Raw genomic sequence first — 17,741 nt, 5'->3', positions numbered from 1 at the left:
GCCCCCCGCGGTTAGGGGAGCAAGAAAAGGGGGGAGGTGGCGGGCGTGAACGCCGAGGAACGGCAACACCGGATCCTGATCCTGGCGCGCAGCAACGGCGACGTGGACGTCGGCAAGCTCGCCGCCGACCTGGCCGTGGCGCCCGAGACCATCCGCCGCGACCTGCGCACGCTGGAGCAGCACGGGCTGGTCAAGCGGACGCACGGCGGGGCGCACCCGGTCGAGACGGCCCGCTTCGAGACCACCCTCGCGATGCGGACCACGCGGCGGGTGCCGGAGAAGCGGCGGATCGCGGCCGCCTGCGTCGACCTGCTCGGCGACGCCGAGACCGTCTTCGTGGACGAGGGGTTCACCCCGCAGCTCATCGCCGAGGCGCTGCCGACGGACCGGCCGCTGACCGTGGTGACCGCGTCGCTGAGCACCGCGGCCGTCCTCGCCACGAACACGTCCACCACCGTCCTGCTGCTCGGCGGCCGGGTGCGTGGCCGCACCCTCGCCACCGTGGACCACTGGGCCACCAGGATGCTCGCCGGCTTCGTCATCGACCTGGCGTACGTCGGCGCCAACGGGATCTCCCGGGAACACGGCCTGACCACCCCCGATCCGGCCGTGGCCGACGTCAAGGCCCAGGTCATGCGGGTGGCCCGGCGCCGCGTGTTCGCCGGGGTGCACACGAAGTTCGGGGTGAGCAGCTTCTGCCGCTTCGCCGAGGTCGGGGACTTCGAGACCATCGTCACGGACACCGCGCTGCCGGCGTCCGAGGCGCACCGCTATTCCATGCTCGGACCGCAGATCATCCGGGTCTGAATCGCATCGCGACGCTCTTTCGTGGGAGGTTGCTGTGTCGCGTCTCCGTATATTTGCTGTTATATCCGTACTTGTCCTCAGTGGGTGCTCCGGCGCCGGCGGTGGTTCCAGCGACGGCGGCGGTGGTGACAGCAAGACGATCACCGCGCTGATGGTGGGCAACCCGCAGATGGAAGACATCGCCAAGCTCACCGCGGACAACTTCACCAAGGCCACCGGCATCACGGTGAAGTTCACGATCCTGCCGGAGAACGAACTGCGCGACAAGGTGACCCAGGACGTGGCCACCCAGGGCGGCCAGTACGACGTGGCGACCATCGGCGCGTACGAGGCGCCGATCTGGGCCAAGAACGGCTGGCTGCACGAGCTGTCGTCGTACGCCGACGCGGACTCCGCGTACGACAAGGCCGACCTGCTGCAACCGATGGTGCAGTCACTGTCCGGTGAGGACGGAAAGCTGTACGCCGCACCGTTCTACGGCGAGTCGTCGTTCCTGATGTACAACAAGGAACTGTTCGCGGCGAAGGGTTTGACGATGCCCGAGCGGCCGACCTGGCAGCAGGTCGCCGACTTCGCCGCCAAGCTCGACGACAAGCAGGCCGGCGTCGCCGGGATCTGCCTGCGCGGGCTGCCCGGCTGGGGTGAGGTCTTCGCTCCACTCACGACAGTGGTGAACACGTTCGGCGGCACCTGGTTCGACAAGGACTGGAACCCGCAGGTGAGCGCGGCACCCTTCGCCGAAGCGACGAAATTCTACGTCGACCTGGTGCGCCAGCACGGGGAGGCGGGCGCGCCGCAGGCCGGGTTCACCGAGTGCCTGAACACGTTCGGGCAGGGCAAGGCCGCGATGTGGTACGACGCGACGTCCGCGGCGGGCACCCTGGAGGACGCGTCCGCGTCCAAGGTGGCCGGCAAGGTCGGCTACGTGTACGCCCCGGTGGTCAAGACGAAGTCGTCCGGCTGGCTGTGGGCCTGGGCGTGGGCGATGCCGAAGACGACAAAGCAGGCCGACGCGGCGTGGAAGTTCATCTCCTGGGCCACCGGCAAGGAGTACGAGAAGCTGGTGGGGGAGAAGCTGGGCTGGTCCCGGTTGCCGGCCGGCAAACGCGCCTCGACGTACAACATCCCCGAGTACAAGCAGTCGGCCGGGGCGTTCGCGGACATCACGCTCAAGGCGATCGAAGAGGCCGACCCGACCAACCCCGGCGTACAGCCACGACCGGCGATCGGCGTGCAGTTCGTCGGCATACCCGAGTTCGCCGACCTGGGCACGAAGGTGTCCCAGGAGGTGTCGGCCGCCATCGCCGGAAAGACCACAGTGGACAAGGCACTCGCCGACGGGCAGAAGCTCGCCGAGGACGTGGCGAAGAAGTACCGCAAATGAGCTCCGCCACGATGGTGAAGGCGCCCGCTCGACACGCCGCACGGCGGGTCGGGCCGGCGCCCTCCCGGCGGGACCGGTGGTCCCGAAGGGCGCCGCTGCTGCCGGCCCTGGTGTTCGCGATCGTGGTGACGCAGGTGCCGTTCCTGGTCACGCTCTACCTGTCCACAGTGAGCTGGAACGCGCTGCGGCCGGGCTCACGGTCCTTTGTGGGCCTGTCCAACTACGGCACCGTGCTGTCCGACGAGCGGCTGCGGGCGGCGCTCGTCAACACGGTGGTGCTGACCGCCAGCGCGGTCATCGTGTCGGTGCTGCTCGGGCTGGGCCTGGCGATCCTGCTGGACCGTAGGTTTCCGGGCCGCGGGGTCGTGCGTACCCTGCTGATCACCCCGTTCCTGGTGATGCCGATGGCGGCGGCGCTGCTGTGGAAGCACGCCTTCTACAACCCCGCCTACGGCCTCATCAACGGCGTCCTGGGCGGCAGCACCGACTGGGTCTCGCAGTACCCGATGGTCGCCGTCGTCGCCACGCTGGTGTGGCAGTGGACCCCCTTCATGATGCTGATCATCCTGGCCGGGCTCCAGGCGCAGTCCCTGGAGACGCTCGAAGCGGCCCGGGTGGACGGGGCCACCGGTTGGCAGACGTTCGTGTACGTGACGCTGCCGTACCTGCGGCCGTACCTGGAGCTGAGCGCGCTGCTCGGCTCGATCTACCTGGTGCAGACGTTCGACGCGGTCTTCACCATCACCCAGGGCGGACCGGGCACCGCGACCACGAACCTGCCGTACGAGATCTACCTGACCACGTTCCGCAAGTTCGAGTACGGCGAGGCCGCCGCGGCCGGCGTGGTCGTGGTGTTCGGCACGATCGTGGTCGCCACGTTCGCGCTGCGGGTCATATCCGGCCTGTTCCGGATGGAGGTGACGAGATGAGGCGGTCCCTGGCCACCGTCGCCGCGTGGTTCGCGGGATTGGTGTTCTTCTTTCCGGTGCTGTGGATGGTGCTGACCGGGTTCAAGCGAGAGGTCGACGCCACCTCCTGGGTCTTCACCCCCACCCTGGACGGGTACCGGCAGGTGTTCGACCGGGACATCACCCCGTACCTGCTCAACTCGCTGATGGCCAGCCTGTTCTCCACGCTGCTGGTGCTCGTGCTGGCCACCCCGGCGGCGTACGCGCTGTCGCTGCGGCCCGTGGAGAAGTGGCGGGACGTGCTGTTCTTCTTCATCTCCACCAAGATGCTGCCGGCCGTCGCCGCCCTGCTGCCCATCTACCTCGTCGTCAAAGAGCTGGGCATGCTGGACAACATCTGGACGATGGTCCTGCTCTACACCGCCATGAACCTGCCGCTGGCCATCTGGATGATGCGCTCGTTCCTGCTGGAGGTACCGCGCTCGGTGCTGGAGGCCGCCGAGATGGACGGCGCCGGGCTGCTGCTGACCATCCGGCGGGTGCTGCTGCCGATCGTCTCGCCCGGACTGGCCGCCACCGCGCTGATCTGCTTCATCTTCTCCTGGAACGAGTTCTTCTTCGCGGTCAACCTGACCGCGACCCGCGCCGGCACGTCGCCGATCTTCCTGGTCGGGTTCATCTCCTCCGAGGGGCTGTTCCTGGCCCGGCTGTGTGCCGCCGCCACGCTGGTGTCCCTGCCCGTGGTGCTGGCCGGCTGGCTGGCGCAGAAACAGCTTGTGCGGGGTCTGTCGATGGGAGCCGTCAAGTGAAGGCCGCTGTGATCGTCACCCCCGGGCAGATCGCCGTCCAGGAGGTGCCCGACCCGACCCCGGGCCCCCGGGAGGTGGTCGTCGAGGTCGCCAGCTGCGGGATCTGCGGCACCGACCTGCACATCATGGACGGCGAGTTCGCGCCCGCGTACCCGATCGTGCCGGGGCACGAGTTCGCCGGCCGGGTCGTCGAGGTCGGCGCCGACGTGACCGACGTTTCCGTGGGGGACCAGGTCGCCGTGGACCCGTCGTTGTACTGCGGCGAGTGCTACCAGTGCAAGCGGGCCCGCGGCAACCTGTGCGAGAACTGGAACGCCATCGGCGTCACCCGCCCCGGCGGCGCCGCCCAGTACGCGCTCGCCCCGGCCGCGAACTGCTTCCGCCTGCCCCCATCCGTGAACGTCGCCGACGCCGCCCTCATCGAGCCGCTGTCCTGTGCGGTGCGGGGCTTCGACCGGCTGCCCCGAAACCTGGCCGACCACTACCTCATCTACGGCGCCGGCACGATGGGGCTGATGATGATGGAGCTGGCCAAGCGGGCCGGTGCCGCCTCGGTGTCCATGGTGGACATCAACCCTTCGCGGCTGGCGACCGCTCGCCTGCTCGGCTGCACGCACGCGGTCGAGTCGGCTTCGTCGCTTGACGGCTTCCCGCGAGGCTGGGATGTCGTCATCGACTGCACCGGCGTCGAGGCGGCCATCACCGACGGGCTGGGCCGGGTCGGCAAGGCCGGCACGTTCCTCCAGTTCGGCGTCGCCTCGTACGGCGCCCGCGCCACCATCGAGCCGTACAAGATCTACAACCAGGAGATCACGATTACCGGGTCGATGGCGGTGCTGCAGAGCTTCGACCGCGCGGGGGAACTGTTCGCGACCGGCATCCTCCCGCCCGACGTCTTCATCAGCCACCGCTACAAGCTGGACGACTACGCCGCCGCCATGACCCAGTTCCGCGAGGGCGTAGGCCGCAAAATCGCCGTAGTCCCCTAGCCCCCCGGGCCTCGCTCGTCGTGGGCCTCGCTCGTCGTGGGTCTCGCTCGTCGTGGGCCTCGCCCCCGTCGGGCTCGTCCCCGTCGGGCTCGTCCCCGTCGATCAAGGGCATATGGTCGTGGTTTGATCTCTTTTCCACGACCGTTTGCCCTTGATCGGCGCGGAAGTCCTTGATCGGCGGGGCGCGGCGCGACCGGACGCGGCGGCGGCGGGCGCGACGGGCCATGGTGGGCGCTGCGGCGGCGGGGCGCGGCGGTGTGGGCCGGCCCGGCTTGGCGGGGCGCGGGCGGCGCGGTTGGTGGGCTCGTTACTCCCCAGTAGGGGACCCCCTTTGGGAGCTTGTGGCGTGAGTAGGGCTCCGTATGCCGTGAACAGGGGACCCCTTCTCACGCCGCAGCCCATGCAGGGCCGCCCCGCCGAGCGCCGCGCGGTGAATCCGGGCAGGTGCGGGCGAATCCGGATGCTTTGCTGCTGATCACCCGGATTCGCCACGTCGGGAGGACTGCGGGGCACCGGCGGGAAGCGCTTCGACCCCGCGACTGGAACACCAGTGTTGTTATGAGGTGCGGATGGCAGCACTGGTGTTCCAGTCGCGGGGTCGCCCGGCCTGTCCGCGTGCCCTCGCTGCCGTGCGGGGGCCGGCAAAGCGCCCGCCGCGCGCCTCGTGCGTCGATCAAGGACTTCTGCGCCGATCAAGGGCAAACGGTCGTGGAAAAGAGATCAAACCACGACCATATGCCCTTGATCGACGCGCAAGAGGGGCGAGCTCGACGATGGGGCGGGCGTCGCGGCGGGGGTGGCTAGGGGAGGGGGATGGCGGGGCCGGTTACGGAGATGCCGGAGGTGGGTGCGGCGGGGATGGTGAGGGTCAGGGTGCTGGGGCGGCCCATGTCGACGCCCTGGTGGACGGTCACCGTCGCGGGCGGCTCCACCAGGCCGAGCTCGCGCAGGTAGCCGCCGAACGCGGCGGCCGCGGCTCCGGTCGCGGGGTCTTCGACGACGCCGCCGGGCGGGAACGGGTTGCGCGCGTGGAACACGTCCGGAGACTCGCGGTACACCAGGTCGATGGTGGTCCAGTCGCGGCGGGCCATGAGCGCGGCGAGCGCGTCCATGTCGTACGCCAGGTCGGCGAGGCGCGCGCGGGTGGCGGCGGCGATGACGGGGTGCCAGGCACCGGCGAAGGCGACCCGGGGCGGCAGCGCGGGGTCGAGGTCGCCGGGCGCCCAGCGCAGCGCGGCGAGCAGAGCCGCCAGGTCGGCGTCGGGCAGCGGAGCGGTCTTGGGCGGGACGCTGGTCAGGGTGGCGGTGGTCGCGCCGTCCGGCGTCACCGCCGTGGACACCTGCACCGCGCCGGCCCGGGTGTCGAAGCGCAGGACGCCGGGTCCGTGCCGGTCGGCGTACGCGGCGGCGGAGGCGATCGTGGCGTGGCCGCAGAACGGCACCTCGGCCTTGGGGCTGAAGTAGCGGACGTCGAAGCGCCGGTCGCCGCGCGGGATGAGGAACGCGGTCTCTGAGTACCCGACGTCGGCCGCGACGCGCTGCATGGCGGCGTCGCCGGCTCCGGTGGCGTCGAGGACGACCCCGGCCGGGTTGCCGCCGGCCGGGTCGGTGCTGAACGCGGTGTAGCGCAGGATCTCCACACCGCGACCGTACGGCGAGGGCGCGCTGGCCGTCGCGGGCCAATCCGGCAGACTTGGCCGGTGAGTGACACCCGACTGATCGCCGTCGACGACGCCGTCGCGCTGGCGGAGCTGGCACGCGCCAACCGGGCGTTCATGGCGCCCTGGGAGCCGCTGCCGGCCGAGGACTATTTCACGGGCGTTCATCGTCGATGACGCGGATGACCTGGTGGGCCGGATCACGCTCAACGGGATCGTCCGGGGCCCGTTCCCGTCAGGTGATCAGCCCTCGCTAGCGAGCACCTCGCCGAGGACGCGGAAATCCCGGACCAGCAGCGCCTTCCACAAGGCCCAGCCGCGCGCCCGGGCCCAGGTGCCCTCGTCCTGACCGACCGCCTCCCGGAACGCGTCGCGGCTGGCCCCGGTGAACATCGTCCAGGTGATCACCAGGTCGCAGGCCGGGTCGCCGACGCCCGACGTGCCGAAGTCGATGACGGCCGCCAGCTTGCCGCCGTCGACCAGCAGGTTTCCGGAGGCGATGTCGCCGTGGAACCACACCGGCGTACCGCGCGACTCGGCGGCCAGGGCGGCGTCCCAGACGGCGGCGGCGCGGGCGGTGTCGACCTGCCCGGCCAGCTCGACCAGGCAGCGGCGGGTCTCCTCGTCGTAGTGGGCCGGCGGGGTGCCGCGGTAGAAGCTGTGCGCGCCGGCGAGCGGGCCACTGTTGGTGTCGCAGCGCTGCAGGGCCCGGATGAACTCCGCCACCGCCACCGCGAGCCCCGGCATGTCGTCGATCCTGGCCGGGTCGGCCGGCTCCCCGGGCAGCCAGCCGCGGACCGACCACGGGAACGGGTATCCCGCACCGGGCTCGCCCATGGCCAGGACCGGCGGGACCGCGACGGGCAGGGCGGGCGCCAGCCGGGGCAGCCACTCGTGCTCCTTGGCCACGGCCGGGACGTACCCGGGCGCGGTGGGCAGGCGTACCGTCATGTCCTCGCCCAGGCGGTACGTGCGGTTGTCCCAGCCGTCGGCCGCCACCGGTGTCACCGGCAGGTCGCTCCACTGTGGAAACTGGGCGGCGAGCAGGCGCCGCACCAGGGTGGCGTCGATCCCGGCGCGGCCGTCCGGGGCGGTGGTGACCATGCCTTGATCATATAGAGAGGGATTACTCGCGGATGCCGGCCAGCTCGATCGGGCGGCGGCGCAGCAGCAGCGTCGCCGGGATCAGGCTGCCCAGCACCGCGGTGACCAGGCAGGCCAGGGCGATTCCGGCGAGGGCCGGCCAGGGCGCGGTGATGGGTACGGACGGGGCCAGCCCGGCCAGGCCCGAGCGCATGCCGGCGACGGTGACCAGGGTCACCACGCCGGCGAGCAGGACGCCGACGCAGGTGACCAGGACCGCCTCGATGCCGATCATCCGCAGTAGCTGGCGCGGGGTGGCGCCGGTGAGGCGGAGGGTGGCGAGCTCCCGGGACCGGTCGGCGGTGGCCATGACGAGCGTGTTGGCGATCGCGATGCCCGTGTAGAGCAGCGCCATGCCGAGCACGGCGATGGAGGCGAGCCGGTTGATCCGGGCCTGTTCCTCGTCGGCGGCGGAGACGTAGTTGCCGGTCGCGACGACGACGGCACCATCCACTGTGGCCGGAGGTGTGCCGCGCAGGTACACGGTGGAGGCGAGCGGCTGCCCGTGCGAGGCGCGTAGGTCCCACGGCAACAGCACGGTGTCGGCCAGGTCGAGCTGCGGGGCGAGGACCGCGACCACGCGCAGCCGGACCGGCGTCGAGTCGCCGAGCCACAGGTCGGCCGTGTCGCCGAGACCCCACCGGCCCTCCGGCACGGCGATCGTGTCGGTGCCGACCAGGGCGGTCAGGTCGCCCGCCACGAGGGGGAGGTTGAGCACGCTGGCCGCGTCGGGTCCGCTGATGTACCGGCCGGACCAGTCCTCCGGGCTGTCACCGTCCCTGACGTACACGGGAGTGTCGGTCGTGGGGACGGCGGCGGTGATGCCCGGTGTGGCCCGCAGTGCCGCGATGGCCGGGTCGGACAGGCCCGGGGAGCCGTCGGGGACGGCGATCGCCTCGGCGACGATCCGGTCCCGGGCGGCGCTTTCCAGGGCGGCGTACAGGGTGCCGAGGGAGACCAATGTGGACCCGGCGATGCCGACGGTGACCAGGATGGGCGCCGCGGTGGCGGCGGTGCGCCGGACCGAGGTGCGGGCGCCGTGCCGGGCCAGCATGCCGGCGGCGCCGCGGGCGGCGGACAGCGGCGCGGTGAGCAGCCCGACCAGCGGCGGGATCAGCAGCGGCGCGAACATCGCGCAGGCGACGATCAGCATCATCCCGACGAGCAGCACGAGCGCGGTCGCGTCGGCCGAGCGCATGCTGGAGAAGACCGCGATCATCGGCACCGCCCCGCCGATCGCGGCCAGCCCGACGACCCAGCGGGCCAGCGTCATCGGCCGGCGGTCCAGGGCGGCCTCGCGCAGCGCCTCCACCGGCCGGACCCGGCCGGCGCGCCGGGCGGCCAGCCAGGCGCCGGTCAGCGCGACCGCGAGTCCCACGCCGAACGCGGAGGCGACCGGCCAGAAGATGAAGTGCGCGGTGAAGTTGCTCGGCGCGAACTCGATCCGGGCCAGCCAGTGCGCGAACGGCGGGGCCAGCACGGTGCCGAGGGCGCCGCCGGCGAGCGAGGCGAGCACGCCCACCGCGAGGGCCTCGCCCAGCACCAGCCGGCGGACCTGCCGGGGCGTGGCGCCGGCCGTGCGCAGCAGCCCGAACTCGCGCCGCCGGGCCGCCACCGCGTACCCGAAGGTGCCGGACACCACGAAGATGGACACGAACCCGGCCAGGCCGCAGGTGGTCGCGAGCAGGGAGATGGCGACCTCCAGCTTCTCCCCGTCCGGGTCCGGTTCGGCCTTGCGGCGGTCGTTGCCGGTGAGCACCTGCGCGGGGGCGTCGCCGACCGCGGCGCGTACCCGGCCGGCCAGCGCGCCGGCGTCGCCTGAGCGGGCGGTCAGCGCCACGGCGTGGATCCGTCCACTGGCGAGGGTGGCGGCGACGGCGTCGGTGGCGTAGAGGGCGGGCGGTGCGGCGCTGTCCAGCACGCCGCTGACGGTGAACTCCTCGGTGCCGCGCAGGGTGTGGACCGTGATCCGGTCGCCGGGGCGGTGCCCCGACGGTCCGCTGAGCGCGATGTCCGTCGGGGCGCGCGGCGGTCCGCCCGCGCTCCAGGTGTACGGGTGCAGCGTCGCCGCCGACCACGGGTGCACGGTGTCGCCCGGTGCACCGTCGGCCGTCGCGGGGCCCGCGTAGTCCACGACGACGTCGGCGTCCATCGTGGACAGCCGGTCGGGTAGGTCGGCGGGCAGCGCCCGGGAGGCGGTGGTGCGCAGCGACTCGGTCTCCCGGTCCTCGCCGGAGCCGGTGGTGACGCTGACGGTGTTGGTGCCGGCCACCACGACGTCCGGCGTGACGTACCAGTCCGGGCCGCCCCGGCCGGCGCCGATGGTGCTGGCGAGGGTGAGCGCCATGGCGGCGAGCAGGGCCACGCCCAGCGCGAGCGCGATGAACGAACCGGCCAGGCTGCTCTTGCGGGCCCGGATCGTGTGCCAGGCCAGGCCGGTCACCGCGCACCGCCGGCGACCTCGAGGTGGGTCATCCGCGCGGCGACCGACTCCGGCGTGGGGGCGTGCAGCTCGCCGGCCACCCGGCCGTCGGCCAGGAACACGACCTGGTCGGCGTGCGACGCGGCGAGCGGGTCGTGGGTCACCATCACGATGGTCTGCCCGTCCCGGTCGACCAGTCCGCGCAGCATGGCCAGCACCTCGCGGCCGGTCGTGGAGTCCAGCGCCCCGGTCGGCTCGTCGGCGAAGAGCACCGCAGGCCGGGTGATCAGGGCCCGTGCGATGGCCACCCGCTGCTGCTGGCCGCCGGACAGCTCGGCCGGGCGGTGCCGGCCGCGGTCGGCGAGCCCGACCGACGCCAGCACGTCGCGCACCTGCCGGCGTGACGGCCGCCGCCCGGCCAGGCGCAGCGGCAGCGCCACGTTGAGCTCCGCGGTCAGCGACGGCAGCAGGTTGAACGACTGGAACACGAACCCGATCCGGTCCCGGCGCAGCACGGTCAGCCGGGTCTCGTCGAGCTTGCCCAGGTCCTGGCCGGCCACGAAGACCTCGCCCGAGGTGGGCCGGTCGAGGCCCGCCGCGCATTGGAGCAATGTGGACTTGCCCGAGCCGGACGGCCCCATGACGGCCGTGAACGTGCCCGGTGCGAAGTCGAGCGTGACCCCGTCGAGGGCGGTCACGGTGGCGGCCCGGGTGCCGTACACCTTGCGCACCGCGCGGAGAGCGACTGACTGATCCATGCTCTACAGCGAACCGTCCCGGCGTGCCGGAATCACTCCCGCTGCCCGGCGTCCTGACGGTAGGGATAGCCCCCGCTCACTTGCAGAGCGGCGGTGCGGTGGTGGCCGGGTGGAACGCGACGACCGGGGATGCGGCGGCGACGTAGTGCAGGTCGATGACGAACCGGGCCTGGTCGGTACGGACCAGCTCCATCGTCCCGGGAAGGTAGCCGGTGACCCGGGTCCGGCCTTCGGCGTCCGGCCGCGGCGCGAGGTTGCCGGGTGGTGTGTCGGTCTGCCACACCTTGCCGGCGAACCGGGTGAACTCGCCGCCGCAGTGTACGTACAGGTCGAACGGGTAGCGCGTGCCGACGGTCGCGTCCGCGGGCCCGCCGCGGGGGCGTTGCGGGTCGACCGGAGCGACCGAGGCCGGCGGGACGGCGGCCGTGGTGCTCGCGGTGCCTTCGGCCGCAGGAGGCGGCTGGCGTACCGGTCCCTCACCCGCGCAGCCGGCCAGCAGGCCGACCGCTCCGGTCAGGACCGTGACGATCACGGTGGTGGTACGCATGCCGCCTCCTGCGGGGTCGTGCGCTAGTCGCGGTAGAGGATGTTGGTGAGCACCTGGTAGTCGGTCTGGAGCGGGAGCCGTGGGTCAGGCCCGGCGATGGCCTGCCAGTACATGCAGCTCGACACGGATCCGTTGTGCGCCAGCCCGAGCGCGTGACCCAACTCGTGGCAGGCGGTGCTGCGGTTGTCCTCGGCGGACGAGAAGCGGTCGTTGAGCTCGACCCACACCAGGCCGTCGATGAAGAAGCCGATGCTGTCGACCTCCATGTAGGTGTGGCCGACCCAGTCGTCGCCGTAGTCGGCGTTCCACACGTGGACGCAGTGGCGGCCACCGGTCGGGCAGGCGCCGGTGGTCCAGTACGAGTCGACGCCGACCGCCCTGTTCCACTCGGTCACCGAGGCCCGCACCGGCCACGCCGCCGGCGTGTGGTCACGGAAGTAGATCTGCGGATCGGAGAAGCCGTTCCAGCGCCAGTTGAACCAGTAGTGCGGCACGGTCTTGAGGCAGAGGTACTTCGCCTGGGCGTAGATGGTGGTGCACTCCATGGGGTCGGCTTCGACCTGGGTCGTTACGCCGGCCGGCACGAGGCCCTTGGCCTTGAGCCGGGCCAGCATCTGGAGGCCGCTGGACTGCTCCGGCGCCCGGTAGAGATTGATGATCAGCCCGCCGCCAGGGCGCGGCGTGCGGATCATCACCTCGTCGCCGGACACCACCACGAGCTTCTCGGTCGCGGGCATGGGCGTCGTCGGGTTCGCGGACGCGGCGGGTGCGCCGGCCACCGTAGCGAGTAGTGCCGAAGCCATCAGAAGGCCCCCGTACGTGACGATGCGGTGTCGCATCATTCCCCTTCTTCCTGCGGTTGTAGTGACTACAAGCGCCGAGTGTTACCAAGGGGTTCGGTGCGACAACAGGATCGGTGTATGTCAGCTTTCGGGCAGAGCCATGTTCATCAGGGACTGTCGATCATGGACAGAGATTCCTGGCCACCCGGTTTGACGGCTCTGCGGCGCCGGCGGTTCCCGCTTCGCAGCGGCACCCCTGACAAAAGCGATTTGATGGAAGTCGCGGCATGCGCCGGTTCGGGCCGAGAACACGCCCAGGCCGGGGGCCTACGGTGTTTGCGGAATACCGAAATCGCTTGCGGGATACTGAAAAGCGTACGGCGCGTGGCCCTCGGGCGGGAGGCCCCGCCGCGCGAGCAGCAAAGCGCCATCGGCCGCCTGGCCTCGCGGCGCGGTCAGCCGCGCATCGGGTACGCGCCGGGCCAGCTCGGCGCGGAACGGTTCGAGCAGCAGCGGCCCGGCGTCGAAGAGCCGGCCGCCCCAGGAGAAGTCGGCCGGCAGCCCGCGTGCGGCGGCGCGGGCGGCCTCGGCGAGGTGGGCGGCGGCCCGGTGCCAGATGTCCCGCGCGACCGGGTCGCCCTCGTGGGCCGCGCCGGCCACGTCCGGTGCGAACGTGCCCAGCTCGTGCGCGGGCGACTCGGCGCCGTACACCGCGCCCAGGGCCGCGTCCGCGTCGCCGAACCGGTCGCGCAGGCGGCCGTGCAACGCGGCCGATCCGCCGTCCCGGCCGTCGTGGTGACGCAGCGCCGCCCGCAGGCCCTGCGCCCCGATCCAGGCGCCGCTGCCCTCGTCGCCCAGCAGGTGGCCCCAGCCGTCGACGCGGTTCCAGACCGTGGCGTGGTCGGTGCCGAGCACGATGACGCCGGTGCCGGCGGCGACCACCGCGCCGGGCCGGCCGCCGAGGGCGCCGAGGTGGGTGGTGAGCGCGTCGCTGGCGATGACGACGGTCCGCGCGGCGATGTGCAGGTGCAGGTGGCCGGCCAGGTCCGCGGGGCTCTCCAGCAGCCCCGGCATCCCGGTCAGCCCGACGGCGACGCGTCGCGCCGTACCGTCGTGGTGGACCCGGGCGACCAGGCCGCCGATGCGCGCGGCGAGCGTGGGCGCGTCGATGTGCCCCGCGGTGCGCGGCACCGGGCCGCGGTCGTGTGCCGCCCGCGGCCGCCCGCCGATCAGGGCGCGCACCCGGATGCCGGTGCCGCCGACGTCGATCCCGACGTGGGTCTCACTGTGCATTGTGGACAGCCATCAGCTCCAGGGCCGCGCGGACGCCACGGCCGCCGTCGAGGGCGCGGCGGCATTCGTCGACGGTACGCCCGGACAGCGCGCGCAGCAGCGCCAGCGGGACGTCGCCGCCGCAGTCCGCGAGCGCCTGGGCGCTTTGCGCGGCGCCGAGCCCGGTGGCCATCTCGATGACGCGTACGGCGCGGGCGTGCAGCTTGTCGTTGGTCGCGACGAGGTTGACCATCAGGTTGGAGTACGTCCGTCCGGAGCGCACCATCAGCGCGGTGGAGAACGCGTTCAGCAGCACCTTGGTGGCCGTGCCGGCCTTGAGCCGGGTGGAGCCGGTGACCGCCTCCGGCCCGGTCGGGGCGACCACGTTGACGTCGGCGAACGCGGCCAGCGGCGAGCCGGCGTTGCAGGTGACCAGCACGGTGAGGGCGCCGGCCCGGCGGGCCCGGGCCAGCGCGCCGGCGACGTACCGGGTCGTCCCGGACGCGGTGAGCCCGACCGCCACGTCCAGGCCGGTCAGCGTGGCGGCGTCCGCGTGCCCGGCCTGCTCCGCGTCCTCCAGGTCCACGGTGGAGTCCAGGACGGCCGGGCCGCCGCCGGGGAAGTGCGCGGTGAACAAGCCCGGGGCGGTGCCGAAGGTGGGCGTCGCCTCGGTCGCGTCGAGCACCGCCAGCCGGCCGGACGCGCCCGCGCCGAAGTAGTGCACGGTGCCGCCGCGCGCGACGCGTACCAGGGCGCGGTCGACGGCGTCGGCGAGGGCGGGGGTGGCGGTGCGGGCGGCCTCGATCGCGGCCGTGTCCTCGTCGAGCAGCGCCTCGACGACACGGTCGCTGGGCCACCGGTCGATGTCGGCGGTGCGCGGGTTTCTGTCCTCAGTGGACGCCACGGGCAGCGGTTCCTTTCTTCAGCGAGCGGAACTCGTCGCCGTACCGGTCCAGCACGCGGGCGGCCGCGGCGGTGACGGTGGCGGCGTCGGTCGTGGTGGTGGGGCCGATGGCGATGAACGCGTCGGCGAGGCGGCGCAGCTCGGCGTCGAGCGCGTGCTGGGCGGCGGCGCGCCCAGCCGGGTCGAGCGCGCCGGGCAGGAGGCGCAGCCACAGCTCCCAGCGGCGCTTGTAGTACCCGCCGACCAGCCCGCTCCAGACCCGCGCGGCATAGTCGTCCAGCTCCGCGTGGGCGGTGGTGTTCCAGACGGTCAGGATGCGGCGGGCGTTGTCCTCCAGGACCCGGCGGCCTTCGGCGTCGTCCGCGCGCCGGCGGGCCGCCGCGACCCAGGCGTCCAGCCGCAGGTCCGGCCGGGTGGCGACCAGCGCGTCCAGATCGTCGAACGCGGCCAGGAAGCCCACGGCGGATGTCGGATCCAATGTCCCGGATCGCTGAGACTGTGTCAGGAGTGCACTGAACCGGTGGTCGATGATCCGCAGCAGGAGCGCGGCACCGGCCAGCGCGAGGTCGTCCCGGGCCGGGCCGGACGCGGGCACCGCGAGCAGCGCCTCGATCGCCGCCAGCAGGTCGTCCGGCCGGTAGAACAGGGCCGCGCGCACGTCGTCGTGCACGGTCGAGGCGGGGTCGAGCAGCCGGACGTAGTCGGGGCGGGCGACCGTCATCGAGATGAACCGCTCGGGGAAGATGGCCCGCGCGTCCGCGTCCAGGACGGAGCGGCGCAGGCCCGCCCAGGCACGATCGACGGCTGGGTCCACGCTCCCGTATCTCTGGCGTCCGAAATCCTGGATCCAGGAGCCGAGGTCCGCGGGCTCGCGGCTCCAGGCCCGGTCGGTGATCAGCTCGTAGAACGCCGGGTTGTTGTGGATCGCCTCCATGGTGAGGCCGAGCCCGACCGGCGGATGATCGGCGGCGAGGGCGGCTTCGAGGTTCCGGCCGGTGGCGCCCAGGTCGGCGACGGGCTCGGTACGGCCGCCGAAGTTGAGCAGTCCGTTCCAGATCCACGGGCGGCCGGCGTACCCGTCCAGGCGGGGCCACTGGGGATCGGCCTCGCCGTACAGGTCGAGGATCAGCACGCCGCCGGGCGGGATGCCATCCAGGAACCGTGATACCCGATCCCGGATCCAGTAGTCGATCTGGTACGAGAATGGCCACGACTGCAGGACCCAGGTGGCCTCGGCGTCGGCGGCGCGCAGCCCGTCCACGATGGCGGCGGCGACCGCGGCGGGGTAAGCGGCGCCGTCGTCCACCTCGGCGGGCACCATCTCGATGAACGGGTCGGCGGCGTACAGGTGGTCGGTGCCGAACAGTTCCCGCTGCGCGGCGACGATCTCGGCGGTGAGCCGCCGGAAGAGCGGGTCGTCCGGGGCGACGACGGTGGTCGGCAGGCCCTGCCAGTACCGGGTGCGCGCCCCGGCCGGGGCCAAAGCCCGCGGCAGGTGACCGGTGAACGCGGGCAGCACCACCCGCATGCCGAACGCGCGCTCCCGTTCCAGGATCCGGCGGCCCAGCGCCAACTGCTGGCGGATCCAGCCCGCGGGCAGCGGCCCGGCGAAGCTGTCCAGGCAGCCCATGTACAGCCACGGCAGGTACGCGGGGCCGCCGAGGAACGCGCGGATCTCCTCGTCGGTCATGCCGAGCCGGGAGTACGCCAGCGCGAGCGCGGCCTCGTGCCCGACCAGGTGCAGCGGCATGGTGACCCCGTGCAGGGCCATCCAGTCCAGCTCCCGCTCCCACTCGTCCCAGCCCCAGAACGCGGTGGAGTAGCCGTACGTGCAGAAGTTGAGGTGGTAGAACTCGTCCACCCGGGCCGTACCGCGCAACGGCGTCGAGTCGGGCAGCGCGCCGAGTGCCAGCGGCAGGTCGGCGCCCCAGGTGACCCGGACACCGCAGGCGTCCCGCAGGTACCGGTGGATGCCGACGCACGCCGAGACCGCGTCGGTGGCGGCGACGTGGAGGGTGCCCGCCGCGGCGTACGCCTCGTAGCGGCGCCGGCCCGGCAGCGCGCTGAAACGCGGCGGTGGCCCGCCGCCGGTGATCCGGTTCCATAGGCCCTGCACGGTCGACGCCCACGCTGTCATGGCACCCACTCTATTACTTCCGTACGGTACGTAATTATGTTAGCGTCCAGCCCATGAGGTCCGTCGCGGTGGGTACGAAGTTCATGCTCGAGGTCAACGCCTCGGCCATCCTCACCCACCTGCGCGCCGCCCGGCGGGCCAGCGTCTCCGCCCTGGCCAAGGAGACCGGGCTGTCCCGGCAGGCGGTGACCCGCTCGCTGGCCGTACTGGACTCGATGGGCTTCGTGGAGATCTCCGCGCCGGACCGCAACGCCACCGCGGCCGGCCGGCCCCCGCAGATGGTCCGCTTCCGCGCGGAGGCCGGCCACGTCCTGGGCGTCGACGTGCAGCCCGGACAGGTCCGGCTGCTGGTCGCCGACCTGGCCGGCGACCCCGTTGCGGAGTCCACCCTCCCGCTGAGCCGCGCCGGCGCGACCGAGCTGGCCGCCTCGCTGACCGCCGCGATCCGCCAGGCGCTCGACCTCGCCGGGGTCGCCCCGGACTGCGTGTGGCACGTGTCCGCGGCCGCCCCCGGCATCACCGATCCGGGCTCCGGCCACGTCACGCTCAGCCCGAGCATGCCCGAGATCGTCGGCGGCGCCATCCTCGCCGGCATCCGCGGCGCCGTCGACGCCCCGGTGTACGTGGACAACGACGTCAAGCTCGCCACCGAGGGGGAGCGCTGGCGCGGCATGCCGCACGCCGAGGACTCGCTGGTCTTCATCGACTGGGGTGAGCGGATCGGTGCCGGCATCGTGCTGCGCGGCGAGCTGTACCGCGGCGCGTCCAACGACGCCGGCGACCTCGGCTACCTCGACCTGGTGGCGTCCGGCGAGCGATCCGGCGACCCCGACCTCGGCCCGTTCGAGGCATGGGTCGGCACCCGCGAGCTGCTGCGCGTCGCAGGCGGGCCGACACTGTCCGAGTTGGCCGCCGCGGCGCACCGCGGCGAGGAGTGGGCGCTCATCCCGATCCGGACCGTCGCGGCCCGCTTCGCCAAGGGGATCGCGGCCGTCCGGTCGCTTCTCGACCCCGAGGTGGTCGTCATCGGCGGCGACATCGCCGTGCTCGGTCCGGCGCTGATCGAGGCGCTCGCCGAGGCGCTGCGCGCGGAGCCGCTCAACCAGCCCCGGCTGGAGCTGTCCGCGCTCGGCGCGGACGCCATCATCCACGGCGCTGTCCGCCACTGTCTGTCCTGGGTGGAGCGCGAACGTCTGTACTCCCTACCGGTATAGGAGAACA

At 72.6% G+C, this 17,741-nt stretch carries 16 protein-coding genes; 7 read left to right on the top strand and 9 right to left on the bottom strand.

What is annotated here, in order from left to right:
• Positions 1-45 precede the first annotated feature (45 nt).
• The 5 genes from Prum_RS45225 to Prum_RS45205 are packed head-to-tail and all read left to right on the top strand — an operon-like array spanning position 46 to position 4,897.
• The gene (locus Prum_RS45225; RefSeq protein ID WP_218577891.1) at positions 46-807 is read left to right on the top strand and encodes a DeoR/GlpR family DNA-binding transcription regulator; all 762 of its coding nucleotides are present in this window, start codon (positions 46-48) and stop codon (positions 805-807) included.
• 34 nt (positions 808-841) lie between these two features.
• On the top strand, positions 842-2,191 hold the full coding sequence (locus Prum_RS45220; RefSeq protein ID WP_173085366.1) for an ABC transporter substrate-binding protein: 1,350 nt from the start codon (positions 842-844) through the stop codon (positions 2,189-2,191).
• Entirely contained in the window at positions 2,188-3,120 is a 933-nt protein-coding gene (locus Prum_RS45215; protein ID WP_173085365.1) for a carbohydrate ABC transporter permease, read from the top strand. The genes Prum_RS45220 and Prum_RS45215 overlap by 4 nt, the downstream gene beginning before the upstream one ends.
• Complete coding sequence (locus tag Prum_RS45210; RefSeq protein WP_173085364.1) at positions 3,117-3,908, top strand: carbohydrate ABC transporter permease; 792 nt, start codon at positions 3,117-3,119, stop codon at positions 3,906-3,908. The genes Prum_RS45215 and Prum_RS45210 overlap by 4 nt, the downstream gene beginning before the upstream one ends.
• Complete coding sequence (locus Prum_RS45205; RefSeq protein WP_173085363.1) at positions 3,905-4,897, top strand: zinc-dependent alcohol dehydrogenase family protein; 993 nt, start codon at positions 3,905-3,907, stop codon at positions 4,895-4,897. The genes Prum_RS45210 and Prum_RS45205 overlap by 4 nt, the downstream gene beginning before the upstream one ends.
• An 800-nt stretch (positions 4,898-5,697) precedes the next feature.
• Here Prum_RS45205 and Prum_RS45200 read toward each other — a convergent pair.
• A complete protein-coding gene (locus tag Prum_RS45200) occupies positions 5,698-6,537 on the bottom strand; it encodes a PhzF family phenazine biosynthesis isomerase (protein WP_173085362.1) in 840 nt (279 codons plus the stop codon).
• A 60-nt stretch (positions 6,538-6,597) separates the two neighbouring features.
• Between Prum_RS45200 and Prum_RS54260 the strand changes: the two genes are divergently transcribed.
• A complete protein-coding gene (locus Prum_RS54260) occupies positions 6,598-6,732 on the top strand; it encodes a hypothetical protein (RefSeq protein ID WP_281369163.1) in 135 nt (44 codons plus the stop codon).
• A gap of 66 nt (positions 6,733-6,798) precedes the next feature.
• Here Prum_RS54260 and Prum_RS45195 read toward each other — a convergent pair whose 3' ends face one another.
• From Prum_RS45195 to Prum_RS45160, 8 genes are all read right to left on the bottom strand, one after another.
• Positions 6,799-7,659: an aminoglycoside phosphotransferase family protein gene (locus Prum_RS45195; protein WP_173085361.1), complete on the bottom strand. Its 861-nt coding sequence runs from the start codon at positions 7,657-7,659 to the stop codon at positions 6,799-6,801.
• Positions 7,660-7,681: 22 nt separating this feature from the next.
• Entirely contained in the window at positions 7,682-10,141 is a 2,460-nt protein-coding gene (locus tag Prum_RS45190; RefSeq protein WP_173085360.1) for an FtsX-like permease family protein, read from the bottom strand.
• Positions 10,138-10,878: an ABC transporter ATP-binding protein gene (locus Prum_RS45185; RefSeq protein ID WP_173085359.1), complete on the bottom strand. Its 741-nt coding sequence runs from the start codon at positions 10,876-10,878 to the stop codon at positions 10,138-10,140. The genes Prum_RS45190 and Prum_RS45185 overlap by 4 nt, the downstream gene beginning before the upstream one ends.
• Positions 10,879-10,954: 76 nt before the next feature.
• Positions 10,955-11,425 (bottom strand): hypothetical protein, encoded by a 471-nt coding sequence (locus tag Prum_RS45180; RefSeq protein ID WP_173085357.1) that lies wholly within the window; start codon positions 11,423-11,425, stop codon positions 10,955-10,957.
• 23 nt (positions 11,426-11,448) lie between these two features.
• Positions 11,449-12,264, bottom strand: a complete 816-nt coding sequence (locus Prum_RS45175) for a matrixin family metalloprotease (protein ID WP_173085355.1) — start codon at positions 12,262-12,264, stop codon at positions 11,449-11,451.
• Between the two features lie 270 nt (positions 12,265-12,534).
• Positions 12,535-13,500 carry an N-acetylglucosamine kinase gene (locus Prum_RS45170; protein ID WP_173085353.1) on the bottom strand — a complete coding sequence of 322 codons (966 nt, stop codon included), beginning with the start codon at positions 13,498-13,500 and terminating at the stop codon, positions 12,535-12,537.
• Positions 13,490-14,383 (bottom strand): N-acetylmuramic acid 6-phosphate etherase, encoded by an 894-nt coding sequence (locus Prum_RS45165; RefSeq protein WP_246278769.1) that lies wholly within the window; start codon positions 14,381-14,383, stop codon positions 13,490-13,492. The genes Prum_RS45170 and Prum_RS45165 overlap by 11 nt, the downstream gene beginning before the upstream one ends.
• Complete coding sequence (locus Prum_RS45160) at positions 14,370-16,520, bottom strand: alpha-N-acetylglucosaminidase (RefSeq protein ID WP_173085351.1); 2,151 nt, start codon at positions 16,518-16,520, stop codon at positions 14,370-14,372. Before Prum_RS45160 ends, Prum_RS45165 begins: the two co-directional genes overlap by 14 nt.
• A 53-nt stretch (positions 16,521-16,573) precedes the next feature.
• Here Prum_RS45160 and Prum_RS45155 point away from each other — a divergent pair, with 53 nt between their 5' ends.
• Positions 16,574-17,734: an ROK family transcriptional regulator gene (locus Prum_RS45155; RefSeq protein ID WP_173085349.1), complete on the top strand. Its 1,161-nt coding sequence runs from the start codon at positions 16,574-16,576 to the stop codon at positions 17,732-17,734.
• Positions 17,735-17,741: the final 7 nt, after the last annotated feature.

It is taken from the genome of Phytohabitans rumicis (assembly GCF_011764445.1).
Lineage (GTDB): Bacteria > Actinomycetota > Actinomycetes > Mycobacteriales > Micromonosporaceae > Phytohabitans > Phytohabitans rumicis.
Note: the sequence above shows the minus strand (reverse complement) of the source record. Positions and strands in the feature narration are given on the sequence as shown.

What these genes read in the sequence shown, in the direction of transcription:
- Prum_RS45195 (WP_173085361.1), bottom strand. Translation starts at nt 7,659, where the DNA reads ATGGTCACCACCGCCCCGGACGGCCGCGCCGGGATCGACGCCACCCTG.
- Prum_RS45185 (WP_173085359.1), bottom strand. Translation starts at nt 10,878, where the DNA reads ATGGATCAGTCAGTCGCTCTCCGCGCGGTGCGCAAGGTGTACGGCACC.
- Prum_RS45170 (WP_173085353.1), bottom strand. Translation starts at nt 13,500, where the DNA reads ATGCACAGTGAGACCCACGTCGGGATCGACGTCGGCGGCACCGGCATC.
- Prum_RS45160 (WP_173085351.1), bottom strand. Translation starts at nt 16,520, where the DNA reads ATGACAGCGTGGGCGTCGACCGTGCAGGGCCTATGGAACCGGATCACC.
- Prum_RS45175 (WP_173085355.1), bottom strand. Translation starts at nt 12,264, where the DNA reads ATGCGACACCGCATCGTCACGTACGGGGGCCTTCTGATGGCTTCGGCA.
- Prum_RS45180 (WP_173085357.1), bottom strand. Translation starts at nt 11,425, where the DNA reads ATGCGTACCACCACCGTGATCGTCACGGTCCTGACCGGAGCGGTCGGC.
- Prum_RS45155 (WP_173085349.1), top strand. Translation starts at nt 16,574, where the DNA reads ATGAGGTCCGTCGCGGTGGGTACGAAGTTCATGCTCGAGGTCAACGCC.
- Prum_RS45210 (WP_173085364.1), top strand. Translation starts at nt 3,117, where the DNA reads ATGAGGCGGTCCCTGGCCACCGTCGCCGCGTGGTTCGCGGGATTGGTG.
- Prum_RS45215 (WP_173085365.1), top strand. Translation starts at nt 2,188, where the DNA reads ATGAGCTCCGCCACGATGGTGAAGGCGCCCGCTCGACACGCCGCACGG.